27 protein-coding genes are annotated in these 25,606 nt (G+C 37.4%); 20 read left to right on the forward strand and 7 right to left on the reverse strand.

Going from position 1 to position 25,606, the window contains the following annotated elements; genetic code table 11:
* Positions 1-126: 126 nt before the first annotated feature.
* The 18 genes from BIV60_RS10360 to BIV60_RS10445 all read left to right on the forward strand — a co-directional run bounded on the left by BIV60_RS10360 (position 127) and on the right by BIV60_RS10445 (position 15,265).
* On the forward strand, positions 127-492 hold the full coding sequence (locus BIV60_RS10360) for a DUF4180 domain-containing protein (protein WP_071355659.1): 366 nt from the start codon (positions 127-129) through the stop codon (positions 490-492).
* Positions 493-789: 297 nt separating this feature from the next.
* Positions 790-1,659: a PHP domain-containing protein gene (locus tag BIV60_RS10365; RefSeq protein WP_071355660.1), complete on the forward strand. Its 870-nt coding sequence runs from the start codon at positions 790-792 to the stop codon at positions 1,657-1,659.
* Positions 1,659-2,294: a DapH/DapD/GlmU-related protein gene (locus BIV60_RS10370; protein ID WP_071355661.1), complete on the forward strand. Its 636-nt coding sequence runs from the start codon at positions 1,659-1,661 to the stop codon at positions 2,292-2,294. The genes BIV60_RS10365 and BIV60_RS10370 overlap by 1 nt, the downstream gene beginning before the upstream one ends.
* Positions 2,295-2,424: 130 nt before the next feature.
* A complete protein-coding gene (locus BIV60_RS10375) occupies positions 2,425-3,132 on the forward strand; it encodes a GntR family transcriptional regulator (protein WP_371261524.1) in 708 nt (235 codons plus the stop codon).
* A gap of 176 nt (positions 3,133-3,308) precedes the next feature.
* On the forward strand, positions 3,309-3,734 hold the full coding sequence (gene phnG, locus BIV60_RS10380; protein WP_071355663.1) for a phosphonate C-P lyase system protein PhnG: 426 nt from the start codon (positions 3,309-3,311) through the stop codon (positions 3,732-3,734).
* Positions 3,735-3,747: 13 nt separating this feature from the next.
* Positions 3,748-4,362, forward strand: a complete 615-nt coding sequence (phnH, locus tag BIV60_RS10385) for a phosphonate C-P lyase system protein PhnH (protein WP_071355664.1) — start codon at positions 3,748-3,750, stop codon at positions 4,360-4,362.
* A complete protein-coding gene (locus BIV60_RS10390) occupies positions 4,344-5,489 on the forward strand; it encodes a carbon-phosphorus lyase complex subunit PhnI (RefSeq protein WP_071355665.1) in 1,146 nt (381 codons plus the stop codon). The genes phnH and BIV60_RS10390 overlap by 19 nt, the downstream gene beginning before the upstream one ends.
* Positions 5,473-6,333: an alpha-D-ribose 1-methylphosphonate 5-phosphate C-P-lyase PhnJ gene (locus BIV60_RS10395; protein WP_071355666.1), complete on the forward strand. Its 861-nt coding sequence runs from the start codon at positions 5,473-5,475 to the stop codon at positions 6,331-6,333. The genes BIV60_RS10390 and BIV60_RS10395 overlap by 17 nt, the downstream gene beginning before the upstream one ends.
* Positions 6,330-7,175: an ATP-binding cassette domain-containing protein gene (locus BIV60_RS10400; RefSeq protein ID WP_071355667.1), complete on the forward strand. Its 846-nt coding sequence runs from the start codon at positions 6,330-6,332 to the stop codon at positions 7,173-7,175. Before BIV60_RS10395 ends, BIV60_RS10400 begins: the two co-directional genes overlap by 4 nt.
* A 25-nt stretch (positions 7,176-7,200) precedes the next feature.
* Positions 7,201-8,379 (forward strand): phosphonate metabolism protein PhnM, encoded by a 1,179-nt coding sequence (gene phnM, locus BIV60_RS10405; RefSeq protein WP_071355668.1) that lies wholly within the window; start codon positions 7,201-7,203, stop codon positions 8,377-8,379.
* Positions 8,380-8,449: 70 nt separating this feature from the next.
* Positions 8,450-9,160: a phosphonate C-P lyase system protein PhnL gene (gene phnL / locus BIV60_RS10410; RefSeq protein ID WP_071355669.1), complete on the forward strand. Its 711-nt coding sequence runs from the start codon at positions 8,450-8,452 to the stop codon at positions 9,158-9,160.
* Between the two features lie 140 nt (positions 9,161-9,300).
* Positions 9,301-10,368 (forward strand): phosphate/phosphite/phosphonate ABC transporter substrate-binding protein, encoded by a 1,068-nt coding sequence (locus tag BIV60_RS10415; protein WP_071355670.1) that lies wholly within the window; start codon positions 9,301-9,303, stop codon positions 10,366-10,368.
* A gap of 39 nt (positions 10,369-10,407) precedes the next feature.
* The gene (phnC, locus tag BIV60_RS10420) at positions 10,408-11,196 is read left to right on the forward strand and encodes a phosphonate ABC transporter ATP-binding protein (RefSeq protein ID WP_071355671.1); all 789 of its coding nucleotides are present in this window, start codon (positions 10,408-10,410) and stop codon (positions 11,194-11,196) included.
* Positions 11,186-11,971, forward strand: a complete 786-nt coding sequence (locus BIV60_RS10425) for an ABC transporter permease subunit (protein WP_071355672.1) — start codon at positions 11,186-11,188, stop codon at positions 11,969-11,971. The genes phnC and BIV60_RS10425 overlap by 11 nt, the downstream gene beginning before the upstream one ends.
* Positions 11,971-12,831, forward strand: a complete 861-nt coding sequence (locus BIV60_RS10430; protein WP_071355673.1) for a PhnE/PtxC family ABC transporter permease — start codon at positions 11,971-11,973, stop codon at positions 12,829-12,831. Before BIV60_RS10425 ends, BIV60_RS10430 begins: the two co-directional genes overlap by 1 nt.
* A 531-nt stretch (positions 12,832-13,362) precedes the next feature.
* Complete coding sequence (locus tag BIV60_RS10435; protein WP_071355674.1) at positions 13,363-14,283, forward strand: phosphate ABC transporter substrate-binding protein; 921 nt, start codon at positions 13,363-13,365, stop codon at positions 14,281-14,283.
* Between the two features lie 396 nt (positions 14,284-14,679).
* Positions 14,680-14,901, forward strand: coding sequence for a helix-turn-helix domain-containing protein (locus BIV60_RS10440; RefSeq protein WP_071355675.1), 222 nt, complete (start codon positions 14,680-14,682; stop codon positions 14,899-14,901).
* A gap of 124 nt (positions 14,902-15,025) precedes the next feature.
* On the forward strand, positions 15,026-15,265 hold the full coding sequence (locus BIV60_RS10445) for a hypothetical protein (protein WP_071355676.1): 240 nt from the start codon (positions 15,026-15,028) through the stop codon (positions 15,263-15,265).
* Positions 15,266-15,677: 412 nt separating this feature from the next.
* Here the strand turns inward: BIV60_RS10445 and BIV60_RS28350 are convergent, their stop codons facing one another.
* Positions 15,678-15,845, reverse strand: a complete 168-nt coding sequence (locus tag BIV60_RS28350) for an IDEAL domain-containing protein (protein ID WP_083402201.1) — start codon at positions 15,843-15,845, stop codon at positions 15,678-15,680.
* A 222-nt stretch (positions 15,846-16,067) separates the two neighbouring features.
* Here BIV60_RS28350 and BIV60_RS10450 point away from each other — a divergent pair, with 222 nt between their 5' ends.
* Positions 16,068-16,460, forward strand: coding sequence for a helix-turn-helix domain-containing protein (locus BIV60_RS10450; protein WP_256218375.1), 393 nt, complete (start codon positions 16,068-16,070; stop codon positions 16,458-16,460).
* A 207-nt stretch (positions 16,461-16,667) separates the two neighbouring features.
* Positions 16,668-17,747 carry a tyrosine recombinase XerS gene (gene xerS / locus BIV60_RS10455; protein WP_071355677.1) on the forward strand — a complete coding sequence of 360 codons (1,080 nt, stop codon included), beginning with the start codon at positions 16,668-16,670 and terminating at the stop codon, positions 17,745-17,747.
* Positions 17,748-17,897: 150 nt separating this feature from the next.
* Here the strand turns inward: xerS and BIV60_RS10460 are convergent, their stop codons facing one another.
* The 6 genes from BIV60_RS10460 to BIV60_RS10485 all read right to left on the reverse strand — a co-directional run bounded on the left by BIV60_RS10460 (position 17,898) and on the right by BIV60_RS10485 (position 25,595).
* Positions 17,898-18,287 carry a PH domain-containing protein gene (locus BIV60_RS10460; RefSeq protein WP_177177268.1) on the reverse strand — a complete coding sequence of 130 codons (390 nt, stop codon included), beginning with the start codon at positions 18,285-18,287 and terminating at the stop codon, positions 17,898-17,900.
* Between the two features lie 202 nt (positions 18,288-18,489).
* The gene (locus tag BIV60_RS10465; protein ID WP_071355679.1) at positions 18,490-19,683 is read right to left on the reverse strand and encodes a M20 metallopeptidase family protein; all 1,194 of its coding nucleotides are present in this window, start codon (positions 19,681-19,683) and stop codon (positions 18,490-18,492) included.
* 25 nt (positions 19,684-19,708) lie between these two features.
* A complete protein-coding gene (locus BIV60_RS10470) occupies positions 19,709-20,977 on the reverse strand; it encodes an MFS transporter (protein WP_071355680.1) in 1,269 nt (422 codons plus the stop codon).
* A 536-nt stretch (positions 20,978-21,513) separates the two neighbouring features.
* Positions 21,514-23,403, reverse strand: a complete 1,890-nt coding sequence (locus BIV60_RS10475) for an ABC transporter ATP-binding protein (protein ID WP_071355681.1) — start codon at positions 23,401-23,403, stop codon at positions 21,514-21,516.
* Positions 23,400-25,127: an ABC transporter ATP-binding protein gene (locus BIV60_RS10480; protein WP_071355682.1), complete on the reverse strand. Its 1,728-nt coding sequence runs from the start codon at positions 25,125-25,127 to the stop codon at positions 23,400-23,402. The genes BIV60_RS10475 and BIV60_RS10480 overlap by 4 nt, the downstream gene beginning before the upstream one ends.
* Positions 25,128-25,145: 18 nt before the next feature.
* Positions 25,146-25,595, reverse strand: coding sequence for a MarR family winged helix-turn-helix transcriptional regulator (locus BIV60_RS10485; RefSeq protein ID WP_071355683.1), 450 nt, complete (start codon positions 25,593-25,595; stop codon positions 25,146-25,148).
* Between the last annotated feature and the right edge of the window lie 11 nt (positions 25,596-25,606).

Here is a 25,606-nt window from a genome sequence, read left to right on the forward strand (position 1 = left end):
AGTCACAATAGGAATGTTCATCTACTGTAAAATAAAATTAGACCTATTAATGTTCCAGAAAATAAAACAAAAATCAGAGGGTTAATTATTGTGCAACAAACTTATTTACCGAAATGGAGGACTATTATGAAAATAAATACCGTTAAGAAGAATAATATTGAAATTGCTGTTATAAGCAGTAGCGAGATACTAATAAAAGATGTTCAGTCGGCATTGGATTTTATGGCGACAGTACAGTATGAAACTGGCTGTGACCGTATAATTTTGAATAAATCCGCAATATGTGAGGACTTTTTTCACTTAAGTACGAAACTTGCAGGGGAAATTTTACAAAAGTTTATCAATTATCATGTAAAAATAGCCGTTGTAGGGGACTTTTCTGTATATTCAAGTAAGAGTTTGAAAGACTTTATCTATGAGAGTAATAAAGGGAAAGATATTTTTTTCTTTCCAGATGAAAAGAAGGCAATTGAAAAATTAAGTTTAGTGTAATCATTACTAATGAACATAATTCTTTTTATATATCAAAGATTGTGAAAGGGTGTACTTAAAGTAACGGGTGCTTAAGTTGATGAAATAAGGGTGCTGCGGCAGCCTTTTTCTTATTAAACAAACTGATAGGAGGGCATTTTTATCGTAGGTCACCCCCTTGTTATATACAATTTTCAAAATATCAAGTAAATTTTTATCAAGTCTTAATACAATCTTTACGCTACCTTAACCCATTAAACTTGGCATCAAGTTATGTTAAAAATGAATAAATAGGCGAGTTGAATGGGGGAAGCAGCGATGAAAGTTGATTTGCATTGCCACACGAATATTTCGGATTGTTCTTTTTCTTTTGAAGAAATCCTAGAGCTGGCAAGTAGGGAGAAGGTCAAACATCTTTCCATCACAAACCATGATACAACGAATGGTCTGGATGAAATGGTCGTCGTGGGGAAGGCATATGGAATAGAAATCATTCCCGGTATTGAAATTTCTGCATATGACTTTAATAGGAACCGAAAAGTACATGTTTTAGGATACTTTATTGATCCTGGTCATTCTGCGCTTAAGGATCTTTGTGACCCGCTTGTGGTAAAACGACATCTGGCCTCATATCTTTCAGTTCAATATTTAATAACAGATGGATATTTTATCAGCTGGGAACAAGTGAAGAAATATGCCGAAGGTGGCACAGGAGTATTTAAGCAGCACATCATGCATGCACTAATTGAAAATGGATATACGGATTCTATCTACGGAGACTTATATAAAAAGCTATTCTCAAGTGGTCAAAATGGTGAATCACCTGGGAAAGCGTTTGTTCCTTTGAAGTATGTCGATGCTCGGTTGGCTGTTAAGGCAATTATCAAAGCGGGAGGTGTTCCGGTTCTTGCCCATCCTGGTCAATACAATAGCTTTGAGTTTATCCCGAAGCTTGTGGAAGCTGGGCTTCAGGGAATTGAAGTATGGCATCCGCTCCATGGAGATGAAAAGGAAGCAAAAGCCAAATTGTATGCGGAAGATTTTAATTTGATTATGACGGGTGGCACAGATTTTCATGGTTTTTATGGTGAGAAAGAAGTGACAATCGGTTCAAAAAGTCCAGGTATTCAGGCGGTTGAAGGATTATTGGAACGGAGAGAATTAATCATGAAAAAGGAGCTTATTTAATGAACTTTATTAACCATCCCTATAATGAAAAGAAATTGTCACCTCAGCCATTGATCCATTATACAAGTCATATCGTTAATAGTTATGCAGGGGATTGGACATCAATTGGTCCAAGCAATCTGATCATTGAATCCAAGCTTGGAGATTATACGTATACTATGGATGATGTCACCGTTAATTACACGGAAATTGGAAAGTATTGCTCTATAGCCTCTCATGTTTGTATAAATCCCGTGAATCATCCAATGGAGCGTGTAACCCAGCACCACATGACCTATCGTCGAATTTCGTATGGATTTGCTGAGACAGATGATGAGGAAATTTTTAACTGGCGTCGATTAAATCGTGTGAAAATCGGTCATGATGTGTGGATAGGGCACGGGGCTATCATTATGAAGGGGGTCAATATAGGAACAGGTGCGGTCATCGCTTCTGGAGCTGTCGTTACAAGAGACATTGAACCATACACAATCGTTGGTGGTGTTCCTGCCAAACCGATTAAGGAGCGATTTTCGAGAGAGATAGCGGAAAAATTACAGGAAATTGCCTGGTGGAATTGGCCAAGGGATTTAATGGAAGAGCGGTTTTATGAATTTAATGATTTGGAAACTTTCCTTAAAAAGTATGGAAAGTAAGGAAATTCAAACTTTCTAGCAGTCGGCGGCATATTCAAAAAGAGCAGACCGTTTTTTTTACTCCTATCCTATAAAATTTCGCTTCTACTAAGTTGCTTGATATACTTGTTATTAAAAGGATACCGGGAGGATGAAAATGGCAGAGGAGTTAGAGATCGTTGACGAAATGATTTCGGATATAAAATCAGGCAAATATGATCCTGATGATAAACTGCCTTCGGAAAATGAATTAGCCGATAGGTTCCATGTACCCAGGATTAACATAAGGAAAGCGTATGAACGGTTGCAGGAGCTAGGTTATATTTATTCAAGACAAGGAAAGGGCAGTTTTGTAAAGGACAGGAAAAATCAAATTCCGCTTGTACTTTCAGGTGATGTGTCTTTCAGCAAAAAAATGCGTGAACTTGGGTATCATCTAGAATCTAAAACCATCTTCTGTGAAGAAATAGCGTATAACAAGAAAATTTTCCGATTTTTAGGTGTTGAAGAGACTGAAAGAGTTTTTAAAATAGGAAGGTTACGGCTAGTTGATCAAAAGCCGATTGCCATACATATTTCATATGTTACCCAAACGGTGTTTGAGAATATTGCGGATGTAGGGCACGATATTACCTCCATGTTTGATTTCTATAACAAGAATGGTTTTTTCAACTTTTCTTCAGCTCCCAGTATATTAAGTGTTGCTTTCCCTTCTAAAATGGAAAGAGAAATACTTGAGTGCTCAAGCCTCGTTCCACTCTTGGTGATAGAGTCTGGTTGCTTGGATAAAGAAAGTGGCACAGTATTAGAATATACGAAAATATTATATCGAAGTGATCGATTCACTTATGAAATTTAACCAGCTAATAGGCTGGTTTTTTTGTTGCTTTTTTATGGACGATTATGAAGAAGCAGGCTATTCGTTTCAAGTCATTTACACAACCTTAATCCTTTTCACACACACTTTACAGCTGTTAACTTGGCAACAAGATACATTAGAGATAAGGGAAAAACATCATTAACGGAGGCAGACTGATGAGAAGAAAAAGAAGAACAGAGATTTTGATCAATGGTTCAAAAGAAATAGCAGCCACAATGGCAAAGGAAATACTGGATAACTATGATGTAGCAATAATTGAGGAACCGAATAATGGTCTTATCATGGTGAAGGTTAGAGAATCTGCCCAAAAAAGCCTTTTCTATATAGGAGAAGTATTTGTTACAGAATGCAAGGCTCGAATCAATGATTCTCTCGGTATTGGAATCGTGTCAGGACATGATAAGGAGCTTTCCAATCATCTAGCTGTAATTGACGCTGCCTATAAGGCTGCGCTTAAGGAAACGGAAAGTTGGGAGTATCTGCTACTGGAGGAAGAGAGAAAAATTAATACTGAAAAAGTAGCAAGAATGAATCAGGTTCTTAAAACTAAAGTAAGCTTTGAAACAATGGATACGGAATAAGGGTGGTGACATGATGAAATTAGATCTAGTTCATGATATACAGACAACTTTTCGAAAGGTTCTTGACTCGATGTCAAGGCCAGGAATGATTTCAGATATTCAAGAGGAGGCGGCAAGAGCCAATTTCCATACAGGCTGCTATCCTTCTACGGAGGTTTTGGCCCTAATGCTTCTTGATACGGAGGTATCCTTTAAGGTGTTTTCGAAGCAGGAAGATACAATAACACGGCTGATGAATCAGCTTACTTATGCCAAAACAGCAGAAGCTAATCATGCTGATTTTATATTCGTATTAAAGGATTGCGATCTGTGTCAGCTTGAAACAGCTATCAGATCATCGAAAGTAGGAAGTCTCATGAATCCTCATGAATCATCAACACTTATTATTGAAACGGAAAGTGTAAGTACTGGATTAGAGCTTATTTTAACCGGGCCAGGGATTGAAACTGGGTATATAGCAGCAATTTCTGAAGCAGACAAGTGGATAAATTTACGGAACGAAAAAAATATCGAGTATCCACTAGGGATTGACATCATTTTAACAGATGCCAACCACTCTATCTTATGTTTGCCAAGGACAACTCAAATTAGAAAACGGGTGATCGATAAATGGGATACGTTGCTGTAAAAGGTGGAACTCTCGCCATCGAAGAATCAATCAAACTCTTGAAATATGAAAGAGTAAAGCAAGGGATTGTTCTTAAGACAAATAAAATTGAAGCGGGAATGAGGGGGTTGATTGACCAAGTGATGTCAGAAAGCAGCCTTTATTGTCCTAAGCTTGCCGCGGTAGCGATTAAACAAGCAGAAGGGAATCCAGAAGAGGCAGTGTTCCTGATGAGAGCCTATCGGTCTACACTTCCGAGAAAGCATTATTCAAGCATAACGGATCCAGTGGAGATGCGGATTGAAAGAAGAATTTCAGCAAGCTTTAAAGATATCCCAGGAGGACAGGTGCTTGGTGCTTCTACAGACTATACTCATCGTCTACTTGATTTTAATCTTGTTTCTGAAACGGATGAAGATGCGAGAAAATGGCTTGATGCTTATCAGATTGAGAGCAGACATCTAAAAGAAAATGATCCTTCGGGTCACTTTCCAAAGGTTCTTGATTATTTAAGAAAAGAAGGGTTAATGGCAATGTGTGAAGATAACGATACAGAGCCTGACGATGTCACGAAGAAAAGCCTGGAATTTCCTAGCAGCCGAAGTCAGCGCCTGCAAATTCTTACCCGTGGACAGACAGGGGCCGAAACTTCACTAGCATATGCCGTCATTCGTGGATATGGAGCTCTCCATCCAACAGTTGGTGAACTTCGGATTGGTAGACTTCCAGTTTGCATTCACAATCCAGTGGACGAGTTGAAGGAAGAAGAGGATTCCTATTATATTGGTGAGATTCTGGTTACGGAAGCGGAAATGCTCATTCCAGTTACAGTTGAAAAAGGGCATGGGAAAGAAGAGATTGAGTTTGAAATTGGCTATGGGATTTGTTATGGGCAAAACGAGACAAAAGCAATCGCCATGGGGATTCTTGATAACAGTCTTGAAAATGGAAACGCAGAGTATCCTTCACAAAATGAAGAATTTGTCCTGTACCATATTGATTCAGTAGAATCGACAGGATTTATTTCTCACTTGAAAATGCCACACTACGTTACGTTCCAGTCGAAGTTGGACAGTGTCAGAAAAACAAAAAAAGGTGAAGAAATGACAAACAAGAAGGGGGAGGGCATCCATGCAGAAAAAATATAATTTTGCTTTTTTTGACGAGGGATCCAAGCGAGAGATTCGAAGAGCAACGTTCAAGGCGATCTCTATCCCAGGATACCAGGTACCCTTTGCCTCAAGAGAAATGCCAATTGCTAGAGGTTGGGGGACAGGAGGTCTTCAATTAACACTCTCGCTTATTGGCAAAAACGATATTTTAAAGGTAATTGACCAAGGATCTGATGAATCAGTCAATGCTGTCAATATTAAAAAGCTAGTTTCAGAGACTACCGGAATTAGCGTTACGGATGAAACAGAAGAAGCCACCATCATTCAGTCAAGGCACAGAATTCCAGAAGTTCCTTTAAAGAAAGAACAGATTCTGGTATTGCAAGTTCCATTACCTGAACCATTGCGCTTATTTGAGCCGAGTGAGCTAGAAACAAAAAAGCTTCACGCTGAAAAAGAATACAGCGGAGCATGGGTAATGCTGTTTGAGCAAATCATGAAATACTCTACTACTACAACAAACGCAGACCATCCCGTCATGGTTCAGGGTCGCTATGTCATGGCTCCAAGCCCGATTCCTAGATTCGATAATCCAAAAATGAACATGTCTGAGGCTTTGATTTTGCTGGGAGCTGGCCGGGAGAAAAAAATTTACGCTGTACCTCCCTATACGGACGTTGTATCACTGGCTTTTGATGATTATCCTTTTGAAGTGGAATCGTTTGATAATCAGTGCTGTAAACAGTGCGGCTCGACAGGTGTTTTCATGGATGAGCTTTTCGATGATGAGAGTGGAGACACTTATTATCAATGTAACGATACCAGTTATTGTTTAGCACAAGTAAATAAGAAATCAATGATAGGGGGCAGAAGAATATGAGTAGCTTTGAAGCACCTCTGTTATCTATCAAAAACTTAAATAAACATTTTGGTAAAGGTTGCAGTCAATGTTGTAACTTAACGGGCAGGAACTTGGTTAAAAACTATTGTCAGGCCTGTGGAACCGTATATGCCTGTCAGGATATCAGCTTTGATCTATATCCAGGAGAAATATTAGGGATTGTCGGCGAAAGTGGCAGTGGAAAGTCTACTCTAATGCGTTGTCTATACTTTGACCAGGAAGTAACCAATGGAGCGGCTTACTTGTACTCTTATGAGAGCAGAGAGAGGAATCTTTTTCAAGAATCATCCCAGAAAAAAAGATATATTCGTAATCACTTGATGGGGAAAGTGTACCAAAACCCATTGCTTGGGCTGAAGATGAATTTTTCTTCGATCGGCAATATTGCTGAAAAACTGATTTCAGCAGGAAACAGGAATGTTGGACAGATGGAAGCACGAGGAAAAGAACTTCTGGAATATGTGAATATTCCTGATTACCGGATAAAGGAAGCGCCGAAACATTTTTCTGGAGGTATGCAGCAGCGGGTTCAGATTGCTAAAGCCCTTTCAAATAACCCACCAATCCTGCTTTTGGATGAGGTGACGACGGGTCTTGATTTATCAGTCCAGGCAAGTGTTCTTGACCTCATAAAGCATTTGCAAAGAGAACTGAATATTAGCATGATTGTGGTTTCTCATGACCTCGGTGTGATTAGGATGCTTGCGGACAGATCGCTTGTCATGCTGGATGGGAAAGTAATCGAAGAAGGATTAACTGATCAAATTCTTGAGGATCCGCAAAGTTCTTATACACAGCAGTTAGTTCAATCACTTCTCTAATTTTCGTAAAAAAGGGGGAAACATCTTGTACCTAATTACAAACGGTCGAATTGTTACAGAAGCAGCCATTTTGGATGGGTTTGATCTACTGATTAAAGAAGAAAAAATCGAACAAATTGCTTTTACAAGCGAGATACCACTGGATGAAAATATCGAGGTTATTGATGCAAATGGCGGTTATATTTCCCCAGGCTTTATTGATCTTCATTCCGATTATATTGAACATATGGCGGCACCAAGGCCAACTTCATTAATGAATTTTCATTTAAGCCTGAGGGAGGTCGAAAAAGAATTAATCGGACATGGTATTACAACGATGTACCACTCGCTTTCTTTATTTAAGTTTACAGAATACGCTTATAAGCCCATTCGTGAGCCAGAAAATGTAAGGAAGTTAATTGATCTTATTGACCAGAGCCATACAAGTAGCCACTTAGTGCGCCATCGATTCCATGCAAGATTTGAAATCGACAATGTGGATGAGGTAGAAAATCTAAAATCTTATATTGCTGAAAAAAAGGTACATCTTATTTCATTCATGGACCATACTCCTGGCCAGGGACAATATCGAGATTTAGAGGTATATCGACAAACCGTTAAAGGATACAACGATTTAAGTGATGCTGATATTGATAGAATCATAACGAAACACTTGACCAAAGAAAAAGTGGCAATAGAAGCGATGCAGAATATCGCACAAGCGGCCAAGGAAAATAAGATTGCTATTGCCTCTCATGATGATGATTCAATTGAAAAGTTAGAGCTTGTAAGAAGTATCGGTGCAGTGATTAGTGAGTTTCCCATTACAATGGAAATTGCTAAAAAGGCAAAAGAGCAAGGAATGTACACGGTGGCGGGGGCTCCTAATGTACTTTTGGGAGGATCACACAGTGGGAACCTATCCGCTGCTGAAGCGATTAAGGAGAGTGCGATAGACATTTTGTGTAGTGACTACTACCCAGCTGCCATGCTCCATTCTATTTTTGAGATAAACAAAAAATATGGGCTAGATCTTGCTGAAATGTTTAAGCTTGTAACCATTAATCCTGCTAAAGCAGTGAAGCTCGACCATGAGATTGGATCGATAAAGGAAGGTAAAAAGGCAGATTTGCTGATTATCGAAAAAATCCAGTCAGATTTTCCGGTGATTACAACAGTTATGGTAGATGGAAAATTAATTCAAAAAACAAACTATCGTATTTGACCGGAAAAGTAGTAGAAATGCCGCTATATCACGGGTTAACTATAAAAAATAAAGGAGAGAAGGTGATTATGTGGAAAACCTATTATCAATCCAAGACTTATCCAAATCTTTTACCCTACACAATCTAAATAAACAAATCAAAGCAATTAATAATATTGACCTGTTTGTCAAAGAAGGCGAGTTTATCGGTATAACAGGGAAAAGTGGAAGTGGAAAATCTACAATCTTAAAATGCATTTATCGAACCTATTTACCAGATGGCGGTGATATTTGGTACAACTCTACTCAATTTGGTCGGATAAACTTAGCTTCAGCTTCTGAACGAGAGATTGTTTATTTACGGAAGCACGAAATAGGTTATGTTTCACAGTTTCTTAATGTAATGCCTAGAACAACCGCCAGAGAGCTGGTGAAGCAATCGATTGTCGAAATGGGCCATCACGAAAAAGTGGCTGAAAGGGAAACAATTAAAATGCTCGAGCATTTCGAATTAGACAAGGAATTATGGGACAGTTATCCAGTGACCTTTTCGGGAGGAGAGAAGCTGAGGCTTAACATCGCAAGGGCGATGATAAAGCGGCCAAGACTGCTGCTTTTAGATGAGCCAACCGCCAGCCTTGATGAAACATCAAAACAAAGAGTTAAGGTGTTAATCGAGCAGCTAATAAAAGAAGGAACAACCATGCTTGGTATTTTTCATGATCTTGAATTTATGAAGGATTTATGCGACAGGGAATATAATATCCAGGAAGGTAAATTCCTCTTATCGACAAAATCCTAGGCAATTCTATAATCTTAGCAAAATCAAAATATTAAATTAACGGCCTATTAATATACGATTTATATAATTCAAGTGTCTATAACATAAAGAATATAGAAAAATGCCTTTAAACATTATTTATCCAAGGAGGATTTTCACTAATGAAGAAAGCATTAAAGAAAAAACTTTTGAAGAGATCATTGTTAGTTTCTTTATCCGCGTTAGCCATTTTTGCAGGGGGATGTTCTTCTAAAACGCAAGGCGATGCCGCTGGCAAAGCGTCAAATGATAAGATTACCATTGCTTGGCTGCCAAATGAGTCTGGTGCTGATTTGGAAGGAACTCGTACCGAAATTGGAAAAATGATTGAAGAAGCAACAGGGAAAAAGGTAGTGAATAAAACAACTACTGATTATACGATTGCAATTGAAGCAGTTGCGAATGGAAGTGCAGACATGGCTTTTCTCGGAGGAGAGGGGTATGTTGAAGCTCATAAGAAAAATAAGGATGTTCTTCCCCTTGTTGTAAATAGTGGACCATCCGGAACTCTTGATGACGCAATTTACAACAGCTGGTTGTCTGTAAAGGAAGGAAATGAAGGTCAGTATAAGGATGGAGATAAATTCTCGATTGACAATGTTGCCGGTAAGAAATTTTCGTTTGTATCCAACAGTTCAACATCAGGATTTAAAGTTCCAACTACTGGAATATTGAGTCATTTTAGTAAGCAGTCAAAATATAAAAATTTAAAAGTAGATGACCTGATTGAAGGTGGCAAATTCTTTAGTGAAGTATTATACGGTGGTTCTCACCAGGGCTCTGCAGTTAATCTATTAACAGGTAAAGCTGATGTTGCGGCATTTTGTGATACATGTGTTGCAAACTATGTGGAACTAGCCGATGGAAAAAAGAATACACCGGGTGCGATTTACAAGGTAAAGAATGGAGCGGCGGAGCCTTTTAATACTCTATCAGGAGCTGAATTTACGGTAATTTCTGTTACGCCGGTTTTAAACTCACCATTTGTTGTAAACACCGAGAACATTAATAGCGATGAAAAACAAAAGATACTTGATGCTTTTACCAGTGATAAGATGACTGGGGACGAGAAGATTTTTGCTCCTGAAGGATCTAAAACTTCAGCGCTATTTACCAAGGTTTCCGGAAAAGAGCACCTTCTGCCTGTTGATGATGCATGGTTTAATCCTATTAGAGAATTATCAAAATAATTACTAGTTTAAAAAAATTTCTAGCAAAGGAAGTTAATAATGACTGTGCTATTAAATTTGAAAAATGTATCAAAGCAGTATGGAAAGGATACGAAAGCACTATCAGATATTAATTTTTCCGTGAAGCAAGGAGAGTTCGTTTCCATTATAGGCCCATCGGGAGCAGGGAAATCAACTCTCCTTCGCTGCATCAACAGGATGATTGATGCCAGTAGTGGAGAAATCATGTTTAATGGTGTTAATGTATGTAATCTCGGAAAAAAGGATTTGAAAAAGCTTCGAACAAAAATTGGGATGGTTTTTCAACACTATAATCTTGTAAAAAGACTAACTGCAATTGAAAACGTTCTTCATGGTAGACTTGGGTATAAATCAACAATCGCTGGTGTAATGGGCCTATACAATCAACAAGAAAAAGAAAAGGCATTAGAACTGCTTGAAGTTTTGGGACTAAGTGAACAAATTTACAAACGTGCCGATCAGTTAAGTGGTGGACAAAAGCAGCGTGTTGGAATTGCGAGGGCGTTGATTCAAGATCCCAAAATGCTTTTATGCGACGAACCGATCGCGTCTCTTGATCCCAATTCCTCAAAAATCATTATGGATCATTTGAAAAACGTTTCAACCTCGTTTGGGATAACCTGTCTAGTAAACCTTCACCAGGTGGATGTAGCCTTGAAATATTCTGACCGGATTATTGGGGTTAACAAGGGAAGGGTTGTATTTGAAGGGACACCTGAAGAAATTACAGGTGAAATTATCCATGAAATTTATGGTTCCGAAGCGGGAGAATTGATCTTTGAACTGGGAGGCAGAAATGCAGGCTGATATTTTTTTAAAAAAGAAGCTATATTCCTTTTCATTTATTCTGCTCCTTGCATCCGTAACACTTGTTTCGATCATAATTACTGAATTCAATACGGCTAAAGGCCTTTCTTCTCTTCCGAAGGCCTTGCAATGGACATTTTCAAATTTTTATCCAAACAGTAAATCGATGGGCAAACTTCCGGACATTCTTTATAAGCTGCAGCAAACATTATTGATTTCGCTTGCAGCGACGACTGTTGCAGCGGTCCCTGCCCTGCTTTTTGCCATCTCGGGCTCAAGCACAACACAATTCAATTGGACCCTTAGCAAAATCAGTAGGGGGATAGCAACGGTATTTCGGAACATTGATATCACAGCATGGGCAATGATCTTGTTGCTTTCTTTTGGACAAAGTGCACTTACAGGATATTTTGCCTTGTTTTTTGGCTCCTTTGGATTTCTAACCAGGGCTTTTATGGAAACCATAGATGAAGTCAGTAGTGATTCAGTTGAAGCTTTACGGGCTACGGGAGCTGGATATTTTTCAATTATCTTTCAAGCTGTAATTCCTTCCGCCTTACCACAAATGATTAGTTGGATTCTGTTTATGATTGAGACAAATATCCGGAATGCCACATTGGTAGGGATTTTAACAGGCACAGGTATTGGTTTTGCTTTTAATTTGTATTATAAAAGCCTTGATTACAATAGCGCGAGTTTGGTAGTTATCTCTATTATTGCGGCAATTTTTACGATTGAATGGGTTTCAAACTATATTAGAAGGGTGATTTTATAGTGGAATTAAAATCGATATCGGTTGATTCAGGAACTATAAAACAAGCTGGCCGATTCAAACCAATAAAGATAAGGACTGTTAATAAAGCTTCACTGGTTATAAAGGGAACATTGGTCCTTCTTGTTATATTGACCATTTTTGGGTTCCAAAGCTTCGATTATAAGCAAGTTAACTTTGTTGAAGCTGCTGGTTTGACGTTGAAAAATTTAAAAACAATGTTTGTGGAACCTAAATTAAGTCATATTTCTTTTGAAGAGGCTTTATATCAGGTAATGATTACTTTGGGATTGGCATTTTTGACCACATTGTTCGGGTCAATCATTGCTCTTTTATTAGGACTGTTTGCTGCTCAGAACCTAAGCCCTAAAACCGTAACTGTTGCCATAAAAGGGCTGGTAGCCTTCATAAGGTCGGTGCCGACTGTTTTATGGGTTTTGATTTTTGCCGTATCAGCAGGACTAGGAAGTGAGGCAGCTGTAATTGGAATGACTTTTCACTCTGTTGGCTATTTAATCAAAGCCTATTCCGAATCATTTGAAGAAATGGATGAAGGAATAATTGAAGCGTTGAGAGCAAGCGGAGCAAATTGGTGGCATATTGTTTTTCAAGCAGTCCTACCGTCTTCCATCACCTATTTGATTTCATGGACTTTCTTACGCTTTGAAATTAACTTCGCCGTTGCCGTTGCCATGGGAGCTGCTGCAGGAGCAGGCGGGATCGGTTTTGACATGTTCATGGCAAGCGGATTTTATTATGATATAAGGGAAGTTGGTGTAATTACCTATTTCATCCTTATATTTGCCATTATCCTAGAACTCGGAGCAACTAAAGTAAAACGAAACCTTAAAAACGGTAATTAAATTAGTTCTCCCAAGTTAAATAAAAGGGCTGCATTTTCTCAAAGAACCAGAGGAAAGGCAGCCTTTTGTCGTTAACATTGAGATTTTGTGATTCATCTTTTGGATTCTTAAAGGATAGCTAACTCCTCGAACAGTAAAAATATGAACGGTCTTCTTCGTTACGTCTTTCACCTTTTCTAAAAAAATATTTGAAGATTAACCATTCTAGAATCACCAGAATAGCCAGTATTAGCATATATACTTTAAAAAACAGAAATTTTCCTTGTCTAGTTAGCTAGAATTTTTTAATACATATAGAAAAATCCATCCTTATAATACATAAGAATGGATTTTTTTAGGGGAACAAATTCTTCAGGGCTATTATTATTGTGCTTTATATTTATTATTTTATATCTGAAATATTATTTACAAATGCTAAACATAACTTTACGAACCCTTAATAATTAATTTAAACTTTCTTAATACTTTGTCATTAATATGAAACAAGAGAGGCAAACAAGTTAACGAAAATTCTTAGGGGGAATTAAAGAAATGAAAAACTTGAAAAAATTTAGCCTTGTTACTATTCTAGCAGCGTTAATGGTAGTAATGGCTGCTTGTGGAAGTAATACACCTAAAGATAATCAAACGGCGAAAAATGATGGTGCAAAAACTGAACAAACAAAAGCACTTTCTGGATCTCTTGTAATTTCCGGTTCAACTGCATTACAGCCATTAGCTTCAGCAGCAGCTGAAGATTTTATGAATGAAAATTCAAAAGTAAGCATCCAAGTTAATGGTGGTGGATCTGGTACTGGTTTATCACAAGTTGCTCAAGGTGCAGTTCAGATTGGTAACTCTGACCTTTTTGCTGAAGAAAAGGGAATGGATGGAAGCCAGTTAGTGGACCATAAAGTTGCTGTAGTTGGTATTACTGCTGCTGTTAATCCTAAAGTGGGTATTAAAGATATTAAAAAAGCTGATTTAATCAAAGTTTTCACTGGTAAAATCACAAACTGGAAAGAACTTGGCGGTGCGGATCAAAAAATTACGCTTGTAAATCGTCCTGATTCTTCAGGTACTCGTGCGGTATTCAATAAATTAGCATTAGATGGTGCAACACCTGCTGAAGGAATTACAGAAGATGCTTCAAATACAGTTAAAAAGATTATTAATGAAACCCCAGGAGCTATTGGATACCTTGCATTCTCATATTTAACTGATAACACAGTAACTCCACTATCAATCGATGGTGTATCACCAACTTCTGAAAATGTAACAACTGGTAAATTCCCAGTTTGGGCTTATGAGCATGCTTATACTAAAGGTGAGCCAACTAGAGCAGCAAAAGCATTTCTTGACTACATGATGAGTGATGTAGTGCAAACTTCAATCGTAACACAACAAGGCTACATTCCAGTGACACAAATGAAAGTAGAACGCGATGCAAAAGGGAATGTAACGAATAAGTAATCATAAAAAAGATAAATGCATCCAAGAGTGTAGATAAAAGGCATCCGAATAAGTGATATGCTCCCGATAAAGTAGACAGATGAAATAATAAAAATCTGTTTTCTTTATCGGGGGCTTTTTCTATGGATAAAAAGTGCTTTGTTAAAAAGTAAAATTTCAACATCTTCTAATTACAATATGTGCTAAATTCAAAGTCTCTAATATATATACGCCCGGACAATGTATGGTTTATAATCCAAATAACACCACCAAACGGTTAGTAAGGAGGGTTTATTTTTGAAGATAATATAATAGAAGAAAAAGAGGTAAAACCACGGAACCGAGATAACTTTTTAATCAAGCAGTGTGCGTTTGTGAAGCTGTATTTGCTATCGTGAATTGAGCAGGGAAGACCATATGGGCAAGAAATGTTGGATGATTTTTATAAAACATTTAAAAAACTTTAATTATAAGCCCAACCATTCTGAAGTTTACATAGGATTGCACGAGCTGCTGGAAGATGGAATAATAACAAGATCAAGGATTATAAAAGAGGGGTCTAAGCGCAAAGAGCTTAAAGTATATGAAATTGCTAATATGGATGAAGCTATTCGTCCCACAATCGGGCGCCATTCTTAAGGATTGGCGATCATTTTACAAGTTAGTGCCTTATAGTTGAATTGAATATTTTTTCAATTTTACTTTATAGATAATTAATGGATGATATAATAAGGTCAAGAATAGTTGGACAGGGGAGAAATTTGTGGAAGAAATCTTAAAACAAATTTTGAATGAACTAAAAGAAATGCGCGTAGACATAAATGAATTGAAACAAGGACAGAAAAGACTGGAAGTTGGTCAAGAAAAATTACAAAAGAATCTTGTCGATAGTTTAGGATTATACACAGATAAAATTGTTGATCATATCGATGATAAAACTGAAGTATTAAACAAAAGAGTCTACAAAGTAGAAACAGAGATTGAACGATTGAGCAGACAGTAAGAAATCATACAGGTCTTACTGTCTTTTAGTTTATATCTTAAAAACTAACCGGGAAATCTAAGTGTTATTCCACAGGCGTTTAAACGAACAGCGAAAGCTATCATCAAGACATTTTCTATAGGTATTTGAGGAGCAGATAATGCAATCAATGCTTTGAAAGCTTCTTCTTCACAAGATTATCAATATGTAAAGGTTCCAGTGAAACAGCAATATTATAGGATATTCATTTGAGATAGTGTAAAGAAAATGGAATGAAGATACATATAAAATATATATAAAAATACATCTGCTTTTTTCACAAAAGGAGAACATAAAATCAAAGATGCCCCTATCTAAAAAGGATAGATTGGGCTTCCTTGCTTCATAAAAATTTTAAAAATATTTATGTTTATATCCTATTTACATACAACAATTAAGAAATCTTCTTTAATTCTTCTGTTAATCGTAGGAATTCGATTTTGTTTTTGTCTCGTAAGGATTGGTCAATTTTCTGTTGAATTTTCTCTTTTTGGAAATCAAGTAGAGCCTTGTCTAACACCATTTCAACACATATGTTTTTCAATGCATCAATATATAACATATTTTATATGTCATTGACAACATCATGATGGTTATTAACTTATAAAACCTTATAGATAACATCTCTGAGCTGAATCTAATACAAACTGGGGCCTTAGTTATACTAAAAATTTGTTAATTTCAAAATATTTTAAATTCAAATAGTTTATTATATATACGCCCGGACAAAGAATCGTTTATAATCCAAGTAACACCACCAATTGGTCAGCAAGGAGGGTTTATTTTGGAGGATAATAAAATAATAGAAAAAGAGGTAAAACCACGGAACCGAGATAACTTTTTAATCAAGCAGCGTGCATTTGTGAAGCTGTATTTGCTGTCGTGGATTGAGCAGGGGAGACCATACGGCCAAGAAATGTTGGATGATTTTTATAAAACCTTTAAACACTTCAATTATAAGCCCAACCATTCTGAAGTTTACAAAGGTTTGCACGAGCTGTTAGATGATGGAATCATCTCAAGGGCCCGGATTATAAAAGAGGGGTCTAAGAGAAAAGAGCTTAAGGTATATGAAATTGCCAATAAGGATGAGGCTAGGCGTTATAAGAAGCAAGTGAAAGAAGATTTAGACCGCAGCATAGGCCTTTTAAATAAGGCGGTTCGAGATAATTTTTAAATGAGCAAAGCAATATAGTTACTTAGAACAATATATAACGGGAAGAAGATAAAATTTAATATACAAAAATTTCAGTTCATAATAGAAGGTCTCCTGCTGCAGAGTAGGAGATTTTTAATTTAAATATTCGGGAATTACAAAATTACGTAAAATATAAATTTGACGAACTAATTTATATAAGGTAAAATATAGAAGTGAGGTGTTTTTATGGTAAATCCAGCAAAACAACAAAATTTTCAAAAACTACAATCTTTACTGAATGAGTTCCCTTGGTATGTTGAGGAATACATCAATCATAAACTTAGGAAACTTTCGACTGCATCTTTGTTTAATTACTGTCATGATTATAAAATTTTCTTTAATTGGATGATCAGTGAACAGCTTTGGAACGGCAATATCAAAGACATCCCTTTAGAACGGCTTGAACGGCTGACAGTACTTGAAGTTGAAGGATTCTTAAACTTTTTGCATTATGAGTTAAATAATAAAGAATTAACGGTCAACCGTAAGTTATCTGCATTAAAATCACTATTTAATTACCTGCAAAACATCGCGGAAACACCTGATTTGCAGTCGTATATCAATCGTAATGTCATGGCAAAAATCGAATTCAATGAGGTTAAAGAAACAATGGAAACGCGGGCAAATAAAATGGAAGGAAAAATTTTGCTCGGTGATGAATATGAACAGTTTCGGCTGTTTGTTGCCCATCAATTCGGAGAAATGAATAAAGATAATAAGAAAATCTACAATTTTTACAAAATGAATCAACAGCGCGATACCGCAATCATTTCGTTGATTTTAGGATCTGGCCTTCGTCTTTCTGAGCTGGTAGGATTGGACCTCGATGATATTGACTTCAGCAAATATTCTGCACGAGTTATCCGAAAAGGCAATAAGGAACAATTTGTGTTTTTCAGCCAGGTGGCGATGGCTGATCTGCAGGAATATCTTGCTGTGAGAGCGGATAAATATCAGGTGGATAAAACAAATAAAGCTTTATTTATCTCAGCACCGATGGGCCCAAAAGGAAAAACAAGAAGACTTACCGCCAGGGCTGTTGAAAAACTGGTTGAAAAATATGCTGTGGCATTTGGTAAACCATCATTATCGGTACATAAATTACGGCATTCGTTTGCAACCAGGTATCATTCCGAAATTAACGATGTGCCGAAATTGCGCAGACAATTGGGCCATTCATCGATTCAAACGACGATGATATATACTCATATTCGAAATGAAGATTTAAAAAGTGCTGTTGATAAGATGGATATGCCGAAAGACTAGAATGATTAGCTGTTACTGAAAATGGGTAACAGCTTTTTAATTTTATATCAGTTTACATAATATCGTTATAGTTAATAAAAACTTTAAAGTTATATTCTATCTCAATTCCTAAGTATACTTAAGATAATGAGACATAAGAAAATTTTCTAATTATTTTCTTCGATTCAAGTTTAAATGTATTCTTGGATTCTTTTCCACTAATATTTTGCAAAAATTCTCTTCATTTTCTGGTGATATTAAAACAAATCCCCATTTTCCATAAGTAATTTCAAATCGATCCATTGATAATGCTGGGCTTGATAATGGATTTCTAGTTCTTTTTATGGATTTAATCTGCGATATTTCCACTTTTGAACGGATCGGCCCTGCTACAATTCTAAGAATCTCTTCCCCTATCTCATAATAAGTTCCAAACCACATCCAAAGCATAAAAATGGAAGTCGCCCCCATAATCAATACTGCAACAATGAATTCTCTCGTCTCCTTTGATCCATCGGGTAAAAAAATAATACATATCCCATAAATAATACGGATCCCCAAATAATTGCACCTAAAATTGGTCCTTTTTTCGAGTGAAATTTCATTGGTATTCCTCCCTTGCATGACTCCAGTTCATTTTGGTTAAATCAAAGACTTTATTAATAACTTATACGAACTATAATACTTAAAAGTTACAAAAAAGCGCCTACCTATAAGCGCTTTTTTGAATAAAATATTCTTTATAACCTATTTATATTAAATTCTAATTGTTCGAATCATTATTTAACCAATTTATGGCTGTGTGAACAACAGCAGCAACTCCCAATGGAATAACTCCTTCGTCCAATACGACATTCGGATTGTGGAGCGGATAATTTTTATTTCCCAGTCCCTTGGCGCCAGCCCACATGAACATTGTTGGCACAAGATTGCTGATATAGGAGAAATCTTCTGTACCGGCCAGTGGCTCGTTGTTGACCTCTAAATTATTATCTCCTATAACTTCTTTTACAAATGGTGCCATTTGGTCACACAATTCTTTATTATTAAATAATGAAGGAGTTGAGACTGATTCAAGGCTGTAGGTCCCCCTCATCAATTTAACGGTAGCATCAATTATTTCCTGGACTCTTTTGAATAGATAGTTCCTTACATCAGGATTAAATGTTCGTAAAGTTGCATCTAGGTGCGCTGTATCAGGAATAATATTGGCAGCAGTACCACCTCCCATCTTCCCGATAACAAGAACTGCCATTTCTCTTGGGTCTACTTCTTTACCAACTAAACTATTTAATTGCGTGTAGATAGCATTGATAATCATTAATGGATCAATGGCTTTTTGGGGTTCAGAACTGTGCCCGCCTTTTCCCTGTACTTTTACGAAAAAGCCATCCAATGATGAAGCAGCAATCCCGGGTTTATATCCAAATTTCCCCACATCTAAGCCTGGGTCAACATGCAAAGCCAGTGCTGCATCTACATTTGGATATTCTAAAAGGCCGTTCGCCACCATATCCTTTGCTCCTGCGCCAATTTCCTCTGCAGGTTGAAACATGATTTTAACGGTACCGTTAATGTAATGTTCCCTTTCTTTTAAAAGCTTTGCCGCACCGAGCATGAAGGTTGTATGAATATCGTGTCCGCAGGCATGCATATTTTCATTAGACGACTTAAACGGCAAATCAGTATTTTCTTTTATCGGCAAGGCATCCATGTCGCCTCTTAATAAAAGAGTTCTCCCCTTTCCATTGCCAATCGTTACAACTAGCCCGGCTTTTCCTACTTTTTGAGGCTCCAATCCCATACTTTTCAATGCATTTTCCACATAGGCAACCGTTTTTGGCAAGTCAAACCCGAGTTCAGGATTTTGATGGAGATACCTGCGGTGATTGATTAGTTCCATTTTAATTTCTTCTGTACGTGATAAAGTAATATTTTTCCTCAAAGTGCTTTTCATAGGGAATACCCCTTTCCTTTATTTATTAAATAAATTCAGCTGTACCATCATTTAATGATTTTGTGGCAACTTTCGGCTTCGTTTTAATGGCTAGGAAAAATAATGTAAATTGTACAAATGTAAGCGCTATTAAGGAATTCAGCAGTAATGCATATGAATGGTGAATATTATATATTGCACCTGACACTATAGGAGTTAAGGCTGCACCTAAAGAAATAAAAATTGCTATAACTCCATATTTGGCAGCAAACTCTTTCTCACCAAAAAGTGCTCCTGTCATATAGGCAGGTGTAACAGTTACAGCTGTCGAACCTATTCCTGAAAAAATCGTATAAAAAATAGCAGGCAGGACTATATTTGCTTTCATCAAAAATATGAAACTTACCAGACTTCCTGCAGAAATGATAAATAATGTTGTAATTAATCCAAGTTTATCAAAAAATCTGCCTACAAGTAATTTCCCGATAATTACCATCGCTGATCCTAATGATAATAGCAATGCTGCTGTTTTGGCCGTTGTACCTATTCCAGCTAAATATGGAGCTAAATTTATCAACATCGCATTTACAACAACTCCGCCAACTAGGATTGCTAAACAAAGAGCCCAAAACGATATGGATTTTATTGCTTCACCTTGGGAAGTACCTGATAATTCCTTTATTTCAGTACTGTTTATAGAAATTGTTCCACCAAGTGGCGATAGGCCTTTATCTTTGGGATTTAATTTTATTACAATAACTGCCACTGGAATTAATACTACACCTATTAAAATTCCTAATACAAGATAGGCCGTTCTCCATCCGTAAGCTGTAATGATCCAGTTTACTAAAGGGCTAAGGATTACACCGCCGAAGCCGCTCCCTGATAATGCAATACCTAAACATAAACCACGCTTTTCATTAAACCAATTTGTGATAAGAACCGAGGCAGGAATCATTGCTCCACCAGCCAGCCCTGCACCCATTAGGATTGCAAATAGGTAAAAATGAATGAGTTTTGTTGAAAATGAAAAACCAATAAATGCAATAGCTGCTATCAATATAAATAGAGTTAAATATACTCTTACATCCATCCTTTTCATTAATTTTCCAGCAAATGGTCCTACTGCCATACTAGCAAGTGCCATGATGGTGAAATATAACATAAATTGTGATGAACTGAATTTTAATTCTTTCGTAACTGGTAGAATAAACAATGAAACCAAGTTAGCGATTGGAGCATAAATTAAAGTCATAATTAAAAAGGCTGCTACAACAATCCACCACCCGTAAAAAATCTTTCCCTTTTTGTCCATATCATCCCATCCCTTTTAAAAATTTTAAAAACAAAGAATTTGCTTCCTCGGTTTTAGATATTGCAATAATTATGCCAATTTTTTTAATTTTTGTTGTAAACGTTCTCCTGCATTGTTAAAACCTTTTATTCTCGGGAAAATCATTCACTTAATTCCCGAAGATTTAGCAAATTTAAAACGATTGGTATTTCAAAACGAATAGGTCTCTGTAAAATATTTTTGTTTTATTGTAAAAATTTTTACGATATTGTATGGATCCCAAAAAGAAAAAAACAGTGAAATTTCAAATGAAATTCACTGTAAAAAATATGGTTTTTATCAAGTCTATACTTGTCCATTTTGTATTTTAAAAGTTGTTTGGAAATACCGAACCGCTTGGCTGCTTCTGTGATTTTTCCATTCAGAATCGTTAATTCCCTTGAAATGATCTCCCCTGTTAACATAAACATAATTTTAGCAAATTGATTTTAACGAAACAAAAAAAATACTCTTACCACATGTGTGGAAGAGTATTTTGAACATTGTAAGCATTAATTCTAACCGGCATTTTTAATCTGATTGCCAGCAAATTGGCTGTTATACAACTCTGCATAAAATCCGCCTTTTTCAAGCAGTTCTTTATGAGTTCCTTTTTCAATCACCTTGCCTTGATTCATCACCAATATCAGATCTGCATCCCGGATCGTTGAAAGCCTGTGGGCAATGATAAAACTGGTTCTCCCTTTCATCAAACGGTCCATTGCTTTTTGGATCTGAACTTCAGTACGTGTATCGACGGAACTGGTAGCTTCATCAAGGATAAGAATCGCCGGGTTTGCCAAAATTGCACGCGCAATCGTCAGTAATTGTCTTTGCCCTTGTGAAATGTTAGAAGCTTCTTCATTTAAAATTGTGTCATACCCATCAGGGAGTGTCCGGATAAAATGATCAGCAAAGGCAGCATCGGATGCAGAGATAATTTCATCCTCCCCTGCCCCCTCTTTTCCATAGGCGATATTATCACGAATCGTACTATTGAATAGCCACGTATCCTGCAAGACCATTCCAAATAGATTTCTTAAATGCTCCCGTTTTAAATCACGAATATCAATCCCATCAATGAGGATCTGCCCGCCTTGAATTTCGTAGAATCGCATTAATAAATTAATCAATGTGGTTTTACCTGCCCCCGTAGGTCCGACAATCGCCACCCTTTGACCCGGTTTCACTTCAATATTCATATCCTCAATTAACGGCTCATTTTCATTATAACCGAAGGATACATGATTGAAGACCACTTCCCCTTTTGGTGAGGCTAATACCTTTGCATTAGCCGCTTCAGGAACTTCTTCCACTTCGTCAAGGATCTCGAAAACACGTTCTGCACTGGCAATTGTGGATTGGATGACGTTCGCAATCATGGCGGTTTGGGTTATCGGCTGACTAAATTGTCGTGCATATTGAATAAAGGCCTGAATATCCCCTATCTCAATTGACCTTTTGGTTACCAAAACACCACCAACTACAGAGACCAGTACATAACCGATATTGTTAATAAACGACATAATCGGCATAATCATTCCCGAAACGAATTGAGCCTTCCAACCGGAATGATAAAGTTTTTCATTCACTTCTTCAAATTTTTCTATCGATTTATTTTCATAACCAAACACTTTTACAACCTTATGACCGGTATACATTTCTTCTACATGGCCATTCAACTCTCCAAGTGCTTTTTGCTGTCCTTTAAAATATTGCTGTGATTTTTTTGCAATGCTAGCCGTGGCTATAAAACTGAGCGGCAGTGTGACAACAACAATCAATGTCATTAACGGACTAATTGATAGCATCATCACAATCACACCGATAATCGTGATGACGGATGTTATCAGCTGTGTTAAGCTTTGCTGCAAAGTGGTGCTGATATTATCAATATCGTTCACCGCCCGGCTAAGAATCTCCCCGTGAGTGCGGGAATCGAAGTATTTTAATGGTAGCCTGTTTAGCTTTTCATCGACTTCCTTGCGGAGATTATAAACCGTTTTTTGTGCTACCCCAGCCATGATGAATTGCTGAAGATAAGAAAAAATGGAACTTAAAGCATATAGTCCTATCAATAGTAGAATAATATGCCCGATATAGTCGAAATCAATTATTGCTCCCGGAACCCCACGAAATTTCAGCATCAATCCTTCAAATAGTTTGGTTGTCGCCTTTCCCATGATTTTCGGGCTAACGATCGAAAATATGGTACTGATAATGGCTGTGACTAAAACTGCTAACAGCTGGAATTTATGAGGTTTTAAATAGCTTATTAATCTCTTTAATGTTCCTTTAAAATCCTTTGCTTTTTGGACCGGCATCATCCCGCCACGAAAGCCAAACCCGCCGCCAGGTCCACCGGGTCTTCCTGCGCCAGGTCCATTTTTATGAGTTTCATTGCTCATGCAATCTCCTCCTCAGACAGCTGTGACATAACAATCTCGCGATAAACTGGACTTGATTCCATCAATTCACGATGCTTTCCGATTCCGCTAATTTCCCCATTGTCTAAAACAATGATTTGGTCAGCATCCATAATTGTACTTACCCGCTGTGCAACGATTAGGACAGCTGCATTTTCTGTTTCCTTTTTTAATGCTGATCGAAGCATGGCATCCGTTTTAAAATCCAAAGCTGAAAAGCTGTCATCAAAAATATAGATTTCTGGCTTCCGAACAAGTGCTCTGGAAATTGACAAACGCTGTTTTTGACCTCCGGAAACATTAGTTCCCCCCTGGGCAATAACGGAGTCAAAGCCATCTGGCATATTATTAATAAATTCAGATGCTTGTGCAATTTCCGCGGCATGCTTGACTTCTGCCTCGGTTGCATTTTCTTTACCAAATCGAATATTTTCCGCAATTGTTCCCGTAAACAGCACGGCCATTTGCGGCACAAAGCCAATCTTTTCTCTTAAACATTCCTGTGATATTTCTCGAACATCAACTCCATCCACCAATACCTTTCCATGATCAACATCATAAAATCGAGGAATTAGATTGATTAGTGTTGATTTTCCAGACCCGGTCCCACCGATAATGGCGGTTACTTCACCAGGCTTCATGGAAAAAGAAATATTCGATAATGCCGGCATTTCTGCACCAGGATAACTAAAAGTAACATTTTGAAACTCAACATACCCTTTCTTTTCTTTAGGAGAAACGGGTGCAGACGGGTCTGAAATATCTGCTGTCATATCAAAGACTTCATTAATCCTGCCTGCGGAAACTGATGCACGGGGAATCATCACAAACATCATTGAGAGCATGATGAATGAAAACATGATTTGCATGGCATATTGAATAAATGCCATCATATCTCCAACTTCCATATGTCCGTTTGAAATACGGATGCCACCAAACCAAATAATTGCGACCGTTGTTAAGTTCAGAACAATCATCATAATCGGCATCATTGACGCCATGATCTTATTCACTTTAATCGCCGTTTCGGTTAAATCAAGGTTTGCGGCATCAAAGCGTTTTTTCTCATGTTCCACTCGGTTAAAGGAACGGACCACACGGATACCGGTCAAATTTTCTCTTAATACACGGTTCAAATTATCAAGTTTAACCTGCATCACTTTAAAAAGAGGCATCCCTTTTTTAGCAATGATTACAATAGCGAGCACCAAAATAGGTATAGAAACAGCAAGAACCAAGGTCAATTTGGCATCTTTTGAAATGGCCATGATAATTCCGCCGATACACATCATCGGAGCCATTACCATCATTCTCAGCATCATGACGAGTACTTGCTGTACCTGAGTGATATCATTGGTAGTTCTAGTGATTAATGAAGCCGTACCGATTTTATCAAACTCATGTAAGGAAAAATCACCAACATGCTTAAACACTTTACTTCTTAGGGTTTTGCCGAAACCGGACGCGACTTTTGCCGAAAAAAAGCTGGCTGTAACAGAACAAATCATTCCCCCTGAAGCAACCATCAGCATATATCCACCAATTTTCCAGATATAGTACGTATCACCTTTGACTACACCTTTATCTACGATATCTGACATTAACGTCGGTAAATACAATTCTGATAAGGATTGTAGGAGAATGAGGATAAGGACTGCAAGAATCGTAAGTCTGAATGGTTTTAAAAATTTTCTTAATTTAATCAAATACGATCACACCTTTCATCAGTGACTCAATTCATGAAAATATTCAATGACCTTAGATAATAATTCAGCCAGTTTCTCGCTGTCTTCCTCTCCTAGATGATCAATCAACCCCCGAAATGTTTCGGCAAAAGCCTTTCTTGCCTGGATTGTAGCTTCCATTCCCTTTTCCGAAAGTTTAATTTTTACAGCTCTTCTATCATCGGGGTCAATCTGTCTCTCAACTAAGCCGTCTTTTTCAAGTATGTTAATGATTTGTGTGACGGTGGGCGGGGTAACCTGTAATTTTTGACTAATTTCGGAAACCTTCATATTGGGTCTTCCTTCGGATATTCCTCGTTGAATCGTAGCAAGGACCTTAAATTCACTTGGATTATATCCTGCAATTTTCCTGTCATGCCATCCAGTCTTCCTGAATTGCATAAAAACTTTAAGAAGCTTTTGGGCTGTGGTGCTCTCTAAATCCGTCATCTTTACCACCT

It is taken from the genome of Bacillus sp. MUM 116, from assembly GCF_001866655.1.
Classification (GTDB): domain Bacteria; phylum Bacillota; class Bacilli; order Bacillales; family Cytobacillaceae; genus Neobacillus.